General features: G+C 70.7%; 11 protein-coding genes. 2 read left to right on the top strand and 9 right to left on the bottom strand.

The window, feature by feature from the left end; translation table 11 throughout:
• From VFE05_05080 to VFE05_05050, 7 genes are all read right to left on the bottom strand, one after another.
• The coding region (locus VFE05_05080; GenBank protein ID HET6229432.1) for an S-adenosylmethionine:tRNA ribosyltransferase-isomerase at positions 1-486 on the bottom strand (486 nt) is incomplete at its 3' end.
• Positions 486-1,628 carry a Holliday junction branch migration DNA helicase RuvB gene (gene ruvB / locus VFE05_05075; GenBank protein ID HET6229431.1) on the bottom strand — a complete coding sequence of 381 codons (1,143 nt, stop codon included), beginning with the start codon at positions 1,626-1,628 and terminating at the stop codon, positions 486-488. The genes VFE05_05080 and ruvB, both read right to left, overlap by 1 nt.
• A gap of 491 nt (positions 1,629-2,119) precedes the next feature.
• Entirely contained in the window at positions 2,120-2,707 is a 588-nt protein-coding gene (gene ruvA / locus VFE05_05070) for a Holliday junction branch migration protein RuvA (GenBank protein HET6229430.1), read from the bottom strand.
• Positions 2,704-3,318 (bottom strand): crossover junction endodeoxyribonuclease RuvC, encoded by a 615-nt coding sequence (ruvC, locus tag VFE05_05065; protein ID HET6229429.1) that lies wholly within the window; start codon positions 3,316-3,318, stop codon positions 2,704-2,706. Before ruvC ends, ruvA begins: the two co-directional genes overlap by 4 nt.
• A complete protein-coding gene (locus VFE05_05060) occupies positions 3,293-4,036 on the bottom strand; it encodes a YebC/PmpR family DNA-binding transcriptional regulator (GenBank protein HET6229428.1) in 744 nt (247 codons plus the stop codon). The genes ruvC and VFE05_05060 overlap by 26 nt, the downstream gene beginning before the upstream one ends.
• Before the next feature lie 237 nt (positions 4,037-4,273).
• Positions 4,274-4,570 carry a YciI family protein gene (locus VFE05_05055; protein HET6229427.1) on the bottom strand — a complete coding sequence of 99 codons (297 nt, stop codon included), beginning with the start codon at positions 4,568-4,570 and terminating at the stop codon, positions 4,274-4,276.
• 192 nt (positions 4,571-4,762) lie between these two features.
• The gene (locus VFE05_05050) at positions 4,763-5,569 is read right to left on the bottom strand and encodes a 3'(2'),5'-bisphosphate nucleotidase CysQ (protein ID HET6229426.1); all 807 of its coding nucleotides are present in this window, start codon (positions 5,567-5,569) and stop codon (positions 4,763-4,765) included.
• A 302-nt stretch (positions 5,570-5,871) separates the two neighbouring features.
• Between VFE05_05050 and VFE05_05045 the strand changes: the two genes are divergently transcribed.
• Entirely contained in the window at positions 5,872-6,141 is a 270-nt protein-coding gene (locus VFE05_05045) for a DUF433 domain-containing protein (protein ID HET6229425.1), read from the top strand.
• A gap of 11 nt (positions 6,142-6,152) precedes the next feature.
• Entirely contained in the window at positions 6,153-6,551 is a 399-nt protein-coding gene (locus tag VFE05_05040) for a DUF5615 family PIN-like protein (GenBank protein HET6229424.1), read from the top strand.
• 120 nt (positions 6,552-6,671) lie between these two features.
• Here VFE05_05040 and VFE05_05035 read toward each other — a convergent pair whose 3' ends face one another.
• Positions 6,672-7,301, bottom strand: coding sequence for a tetratricopeptide repeat protein (locus VFE05_05035; GenBank protein ID HET6229423.1), 630 nt, complete (start codon positions 7,299-7,301; stop codon positions 6,672-6,674).
• A partial coding sequence (gene cutA / locus VFE05_05030) for a divalent-cation tolerance protein CutA (protein ID HET6229422.1) occupies positions 7,285-7,683 on the bottom strand: 399 nt, incomplete at its 5' end. The genes VFE05_05035 and cutA, both read right to left, overlap by 17 nt.

Below are 7,683 nucleotides of genomic sequence, written 5' to 3'. Positions count from 1 at the left end.
GTGGCGCTCCACGTACGGCGGCAGCGGCACCTCGCCGTACCTCTCCAGCGCCTCGGCGACCGGCAGCGGCGTGACGAGGCGGACGATGCGCTCGCCGGACGGCGTTGACTCCACAATCTCGACCGACAGCTCGGGGCCGATCTCCACCGTGCGGCCCGGCTTCAGCTTGCCACCGGGGCGGACGAGGGCGCGCCAAAGCGCCTCGTCCCCGCCTTCGGGATGGAGGAGGAAGACTTCCGCGGGGGCGCCCGTGGGCTTGCGGCCCATGAGGCGTGCGGGGAAGACGCGTGTCTCGTTGAGCACCAGTGCGTCGCCCGCGGGGATCATCTCCGCCAGGTCGGCGAAGGTGCGGTGCGCCACATCTCCCGTCGCGCGGTCCAGGACGAGCAGGCGGCTGGCGTCGCGGCGCGCGGCCGGCGTTTGCGCGATCTGCCCGGGCGGGAGATGGAAGTCGAAGTCCGACGTGCGGAACGTGCGCTCGCCCACTATCCGAACAGGCTCCCCTGCGGCGGCTCGTGCCCGGCGCCGCCCGCGTTGTCCACCGGCGGCGCGTAGCCGAAGCGGCGGTAGGCCAGCGCGGTGGCCACGCGGCCGCGCGGCGTGCGCATGAGCAGGCCGTTCTGGATGAGGAAGGGCTCGTACACCTCCTCCAGCGTCCCCGCGTCCTCACCGATTGCGACGGCGAGCGTGCCCAGGCCCACCGGCCCGCCGCCGAAGTGCTCGATGAGCGAGCGCAGCACGCGCGTGTCCATCTCGTCGAGCCCCATGTCGTCCACATCCAGCAGCTGCAGCGCCGCGTCCGCGACCGCCTGGTCGATGTGCCCGTTCGCGCGCACCTGGGCGAAGTCGCGCACCCGCCGCATGAGCCGGTTCGCCACGCGCGGGGTGCCGCGCGAGCGCCGCGCGATCTCGGTCGCACCCTCCTCCGTGCACGCCACGCCCAGGATCTCGGACGTGCGCGCGACGATGAAGGCGAGCTGGTCGACCGGGTAGTAGTGCATGCGCTGGATGATGCCGAACCGCGCGCGCATGGGCGGCGTGAGCAGGCCGTAGCGCGTGGTGGCGCCGATGAGCGTGAAACGCTCCACCGGCATGGAGATGGTCTGCGCGTTGGGCCCGTCGGACAGGCGGATGTCCACGCGGAAGTCCTCCATCGCCGGGTACAGGAACTCCTCGATGATGGGGCGCAGCCGGTGGATCTCGTCGATGAAGAGGATGTCGCCTTCGCGCAGGTTGGTGAGCGTGCCCACCAGGTCCGCCGGCTTCTCCAGCACGGGCCCGGAGGTGATCTTGATGTTCACCCCCATCTCGCGCGCCATCAGCAGGCCCAGCGTGGTCTTGCCCAGCCCCGGCGGCCCGTACAGCAGCGTGTGGTCCAGCGGCTCGCCGCGCCCCCGCGCCGCGTCGATGGCGATGCCCAGCGCCTCCTTGACCTTGGGCTGCCCGATGAACTCGGACAGCTTGCTGGGGCGGAGGCTAAGCTCCTCGGTCTCCTCGCCGGCCAGGGGCTCCGGCGTGGTGATCTCGGAGCGCTCGGCCGGCTCCGGCAGCGGCGACGGGCGCGACCGGGCCCGCCTCTGCCCGGGCTCCTCCCACGCGTCGTCTCCGCCAGCCTTCTTCTGCGCCATGTAGATGCGTTCTGGTGATGCGGGTTTTGTTCGGTGTGCGATCTGATACACCGGTGTGGGCTGAGAGGGCCCTCACCCGGCTCGTTCCTCGCCTGCCCTCACCCGCAAGCGGGGGAAGGCGGGCCTTAGCGCATGTCCTAGCTCGGTTTGCGAGCCGCGCCCTCCTCGCATCCGACGCGCCGGCGACTCGCGCTGCGCGCCGCGGGGGGGCGGGTCGAGCGGCACCGGGCGGTCGTATCTATCTCCGCCGCAACGTCCCTCAAGCACCGCGGAGCAGCCGAGGTGGGTAGGGGTGCGATTCATCGCATCCGATCCGCTTCCGCAAGCACTGGCGCCATGTATTGCGCGGAACTCCCCGCCGCGCCGTTAGTCCCCGCAGGGGGACTTTGCGCAGTTGTTGCCGCGGTTTCAACCGCCGGGCGCCGGCAGGCTTCGAGGAATCACGGCCAGGTGACATCGCCTGCATCACATCTACAGACCCGGCCCCTACCTCACTTCAGCTTTGCGAGCGCCTGGCGGATGAGGTCGGGGGCAGGGAGCGGGCCCTTCTCGGCGACGACGGCGCGGACGGCGCGGTCTGCTTCGGGAGTCGAGACGCCGAGGGCAGCGAGGGCGCGGAGGGCTTCGTCCAATCCCGGCACGCGCGAGGCCAGGCCCGAAGGCGCGAAGGCCACGTCGTCCAGCTTACCGGAGAGGTCGACCACGATGCGCTCGGCCGTCTTCTTCCCCACCCCGCTCACCGCCGTGAGCGCCGCCACGTTCCGCTCGCGAATCGACCGCGCCAGCTGCTCGGCCGACATCGCGGAGAGGAGGCCGAGGGCGAGCTTGGGCCCCACGCCGCTGGCGGCCAGGAGGCGCGAGAACAACGTGCGCTCCGTCTCCTCCAGAAAGCCGAAGAGCAGGTGCGCATCCTCCCGCACGACCTGGAAGGTGCGGAGCGTGACCTGCTCGCCCAGCCGCGGAAGCCGCTCGAAGACGGTGGTGGGGATGTGGACCTCGTAGCCCACGCCGCCAGCCGTCATCACCTCCACCCGCTCCAGGTCGCGGACCAGCAGCTCGCCGCGGATGCGTACGATCACAGGGCTTTCCTTCGCACGCGGGGGGTCTGGAGCTGCGACTTGGCGGCGGCGCGAGACGCCGGGCCGAAGCCGCGGAAGCAGTGGCACAGCGCGATGGCGACGCCGTCGGCCGCGTCAGCGGGCTTGGGGGCGGCGCTCAGCTTGAGCAGGCGAGCGACCATGAAGCCCACCTGGTCCTTCGTGGCCGCACCCGCGCCCGTGACGGCGCTCTTCACCTCCGCCGGGGGATACTCGACGACTTCGAGGTCGCGCAGCGCGGCCGCGAGCAGGATGGCGCCGCGCGCGTGGCCCAGCACGAGGGACGAGCGGACGTTCTTGCCGTAGAAGACGCCCTCGACCGCGACGACGCCGGGGTCGTTGCGCTCCAGCACCTCCACCACGCCTTCGTAGATGTCGCGCAGGCGCTCGGGCAGCGGCGCCTTGGCGTCGGTGCGGATCACGCCGCACTCCAGAAGCGACAAGGCGCCGTCGCCACCGCGGGCGACGACGCCGTAGCCGGTCACGGCCGTGCCGGGGTCCACCCCCAGCACCACGGTGCGGCCCGGCCGCGGCGGCCGTACGGGAAGCCCGCCACCACGCGCCGCCTCAGTCGTCGGAGAGGCTGTCCTCATCCACGTCGGCGTTGGAGTACACCTTCTGCACGTCGTCCAGCTCCTCGAGCAGGTCCAGCAGCTTGACGAGCTTGTCGGCGTCGGGGCCCTCCACGCGCACGGTGTTCTTGGGCACCATGGCAAGCTCGGCGTCTTCCCACTCCAGCTTCTGGGCGCGCAGCGCGTCCTGCACGGCGTGGAAGTCCGGCACCTCGGTGAGCACCGTGAAGCCGCCGTCGTCGGCCTGCATGTCCAGGGCGCCCGCCTCCAGCGCCGCCTCCATCACCGCGCCCTCGTCGTACCGCTCGGCATCCAGCAGGATCTGGCCGCGCCGGTCGAACATCCACGCCACCGAGCCGGCTGTGCCCAGGTTGCCGCCGTTGCGCGACAGGATCTTGCGGATGTCGGCCACGGTGCGGTTGCCGTTATCGGTCAGCGCGTCCACCATGATCGCCACGCCGGCCGGCCCGTACGCCTCGTACGTGATCTCCTCGTAGTTCACGCCCTCCAGCTCGCCCGTGCCCTTCTTGACGGCGCGGTCGATGTTCTCGTTGGGCATGTTGGCGGCCTTCGCCGTGTCGATCGCCAGGCGCAGGCGCGGGTTTCCGCTGGGGTCACCGCCGCCCGCCTTGGCCGCCACCGTGATCTCGCGGATCAGCTTGGTCCAGTTGGCGGCGCGCTTGTTGTCGGTGATCGCCTTCTTACGCTTGATCTGCTTCCATTTGCTATGCCCGGCCACGGGGCACCTCCACGGGAAGATTCGGGTTCGACGCGCCAGCGCGGGCGGAGATTTTCCACAGCCGGGGAAGATAAGCCATCCGCGCGGCGGTTTCAACGTAGACCGCACGGAATCCGAAACCGCCGCTCGCTTCAGCGGTGGGAGATCGGCACCAGCGCGCGGTGAGATGCGCATCTAGTCCGCCCTCCTTGCCCCGCATTCAGCCGAAGCGTTGCGAGGCGAGGACCGGACGGTTCGTCAGGCCAGCGGCGCGAGGAAGGGCGCAAACGCCGGATCGTGCTTGCCGGGCTGGAACCGGATGAGCTCGTACTCGGCGATCCCGTGCACCTGGAACGGATCGTCGGCCAGCAGCGCGCGCAGCTCGGCCTCGTCGTCGCCGCGCGCGAGGAGCACGCCGCCGGTGCGGGGCACGCGCGGGCCCGAGCAGATCAGCCGCCCGCTCGCGTAGTGCCGGTCCAGGTACGCCCGGTGCGCGGGCGTGTGCGCCTCCACGTCCGCGATCGGCTTCACGTAGTTCAGCAGAACGATGAACATCGGGTTTTCGGTAGATGTGGTGCGGACGGTTGGCGGTTGAAACCGCGGCAACGACCGCGCAAAGTCCCCCTGCGGGGACTAACGGCGGGACCGTTTCGACGCGGCGGCTCTAGTCAGCTCAGAGACTGGAACTCGGCCGGGACAGGCGCTACATCAACGATGGTGCAGATGCGCAGTACGCCAGCGACCTCGTCAGCGCCAGACGCGGGTCACGGGCGGGAGCGAGCCGACGAAGGCGCAGAGCGGATCATGGAGCGCGCCGTTGGTCGCGATGGTGCCCTGCACCTCCGGGTTGGGGCGGTTGTACGCGAGCGGCCGGCCCAGCGAGTCGGTGACGCGGCCGCCGGCTTCGGTGACGATCACGTCGGCGCCGCACACGTCCCACTCGCTCTTCGGGCCGCGCGAGACGAAGACGTCGCCGGTGCCGTCGGCCACCTTCGCCATCTTGTACGCCGTGCTGCCCAGCGGCTTCAGCGTCCAGCCGTGGAACCGGTCGAACTCGCCGCGCTTCATCTCCCCGCGGGACGCCAGGCAGGTGCGCTCCGACGCCTGCGGAGTCGCGGCGGAGACGCGGATCGGCTCGCCGTTCAGGAACGCTCCGCCGCCGCGGACGGCGTGGAACAGCTCGCCCGTCACGGGATTGTGCACGATGCCCAGCACGGCCTCTCCATCGACCGCCAGGTCGACGCTGATGGCCCACTCCGCGATGCCCTTCACGAACGAGTTGGTGCCGTCGATGGGGTCCACGACCCACACCCGTTCGCGCCCCAGCCGGTCCGGCGAGTCCTTCGTCTCCTCGCTGAGCCATCCGTACTCCGGCCGCGCACCGATCAGCGCCGCCTTCAGCATCTCGTCGGCCAGGAGATCCGAGTCCGTCACGGGCTGATCGGCGCTCTTGTAGCGCACGTCCTGCCCGCTGCGGAAGCCCGGCAGGATCGCCTCCCCCGCCGCCCGCACCGCCGCGATCGCCACCTCCATGTCCGCCGAAAGATCGAGCACGCCAGCCCTTCCACTGCATCGGGAGATGAACGGCCGGGCATCGCGACCACATCGAAAGGCCGCGGCCTGCGGATCGCGGAGAAGATAGCGCGGGGACAGCGCGTGCCGCGAGGCGGACAGAGCCTGCAATATTCCCCCGGCTGAGGCGGGCCGTGTAAGCAGGCTACAACCCTGGTGCGGCGTTTGCGCCGACATATGGGTTGACATGCTTTCCGGCAGTTGAAATACTTCGGACGTGCCCCGCATCGATGCAGCAGCACGGCGCCTCCCCCGCCGACCAACCCCGTTGAGGATCGAAGCCCATGCCTCGCACGTCGCAACCGCTCGGTGTATCGCGCACTCCGGAAGTCTGGGGCGGCGCGGCCGTGATCGCAGGCAGCGCGATCCCGGTGTTCATGGTGGAGGACCTGTACAACCACGCCAACCGCGTCGAGGACGTGCTGGAAGAGTATCCCTGGCTGTCTCGGGCAGACGTCCTGCGGGCGCTCGCGTACGCGGCGGACGAGCCGTATCTGGTGGCTGCGGATCGCGGCCGGCATGAGGCCGCCGTTCGCGACGCATCTGGCCGCTAGGCGGGCCGGTGATGGACTATCTGGCTCCGATTCTGGTGGATGAGTGCGTCACGAACAAAGTCGCCGCCATGCTGCGGGAAGCAGGGTTCACCGCCTCGCATGTGACGGAGATCGGGCGGCGCGGCCGGTCGGACCCGCAGCAGCTTGCCTATGCGGCGCAGAACGGAATGGCCCTGCTCACGTACAACGTCGCGGATTTCCAGGCGCTCCATCGGGATTGGGCGTTGCGGGGAAGAGACCATGCAGGAATCCTGCTGGCCCGCGACCGGCAATACCAGCGGAACGCTGCGGGCCTGGTGCACGATCTACGCGCGACGTTGAACCATCTTGCCGACCTTCACGGCAAATCCGAAGCGAACACGGAATGGCTCCGGAACAACGTGTTCTGGATCACGCATACAGTCGGGTAACCATGTACGGTCGGCGGCCTGCACCCCTACGGTTGGATGAGGTCTCGCGAGAGGAGAAAACGAAGCGCCCGGCGGAGAGGACTCCGGCGGGCGCTTGGGCGTTGGGCGGCGGACGATGCGTCAGCGCCCGTTGGCGACCTCGCGGGAGAGGCGGTACATCTCCGCCGCGCGGTCGGGGTTGCCCTTGCGGTCGTAGGCGATGCCCATGGCGTAGTAGGCGCGCGCGCTGTCCGGGTGGATGCGCACGGCGTGCTCCAGCGCCTCGATGGCCTGGTCGGACTCGGCCATCTGGTTCAGCGCCTCGCCGAGAATGACGTACGACGTGGCGGCCTCCGGGTCCAGTTCCACGGCGCGGCGGAGAGCGGTGGCGGCGGCGGCGTACACCCCGCGCTTGTACAGCGTGGCGCCCAGCTGCTGGTGCACCTCCGGCAGCTCCGGGGCGAGCTTCAGGGCGCGGCGCAGCTCCTTCTCGGCGGCGTCGTACTTGCCCTGCGCCGCCAGCGCGGCGCCCAGACCCAGCAGCGCGCGCACGCTTTCCGCGGGCCCGGCGGCGAGGGCGGCGTACGCCTCGGCGGCGCCGGCCAGGTCGCCCGCGGCGGCGAGCGCGTCGGCCTTCTCGAAGCGCGCGGCCAGGTCGCGCGCCGCGTCGCTCTCGGCCGCAGCCAAGGCGGCCTGCGCCTCCGCGTCGTCGCCGGCCGGGGCCGCCGCCGCCTGATCCTCGCCCGTCGTCGCCTTACTCTTGCGCGGCATTCTCGATCCTGGTTGCGCGGGGGGGCTCGCCGTCTCCCCTGACTCCCGCCTGGGTTTCATCCGCCACCCACCGGCCGTACGCCGGCAGCCCTGCACTCACGTCCAGCGCCAGCAGCTCCGGCACCTCGTACGGGTGGAGCTCGGCCGCCCGCCCGAACAGCGCGGCTAGGCGCCCGCGCGTGGTCTTCATCACCACCAGCACCTCGCCGTCCCGCCGGACCTCGCCCTCCCACCGGTAGATGGACGTGACGCCCGGCACCACGTTCGCGCAGGCGATCAGCCCCTCGCCCACCAGTGCCCGGGCGATCCGCTCCGCCGTCTCGCCGTCGGGCGCGGTGGTGAGGACGACCGTTACGGCGTCCGCGTCATCCGGCACGCGTGC

Source organism: Longimicrobiaceae bacterium (assembly GCA_035696245.1).
Lineage (GTDB): Bacteria > Gemmatimonadota > Gemmatimonadetes > Longimicrobiales > Longimicrobiaceae > DASRQW01.
Note: the sequence above shows the minus strand (reverse complement) of the source record. Positions and strands in the feature narration are given on the sequence as shown.

Coding starts and splice junctions, on each gene's coding strand:
- ruvC (HET6229429.1), bottom strand. CDS start 3,318: ATGAGGACAGCCTCTCCGACGACTGAGGCGGCGCGTGGTGGCGGGCTT.
- VFE05_05040 (HET6229424.1), top strand. CDS start 6,153: ATGGACTATCTGGCTCCGATTCTGGTGGATGAGTGCGTCACGAACAAA.
- ruvB (HET6229431.1), bottom strand. CDS start 1,628: ATGGCGCAGAAGAAGGCTGGCGGAGACGACGCGTGGGAGGAGCCCGGG.
- VFE05_05035 (HET6229423.1), bottom strand. CDS start 7,301: ATGCCGCGCAAGAGTAAGGCGACGACGGGCGAGGATCAGGCGGCGGCG.
- VFE05_05045 (HET6229425.1), top strand. CDS start 5,872: ATGCCTCGCACGTCGCAACCGCTCGGTGTATCGCGCACTCCGGAAGTC.
- VFE05_05055 (HET6229427.1), bottom strand. CDS start 4,570: ATGTTCATCGTTCTGCTGAACTACGTGAAGCCGATCGCGGACGTGGAG.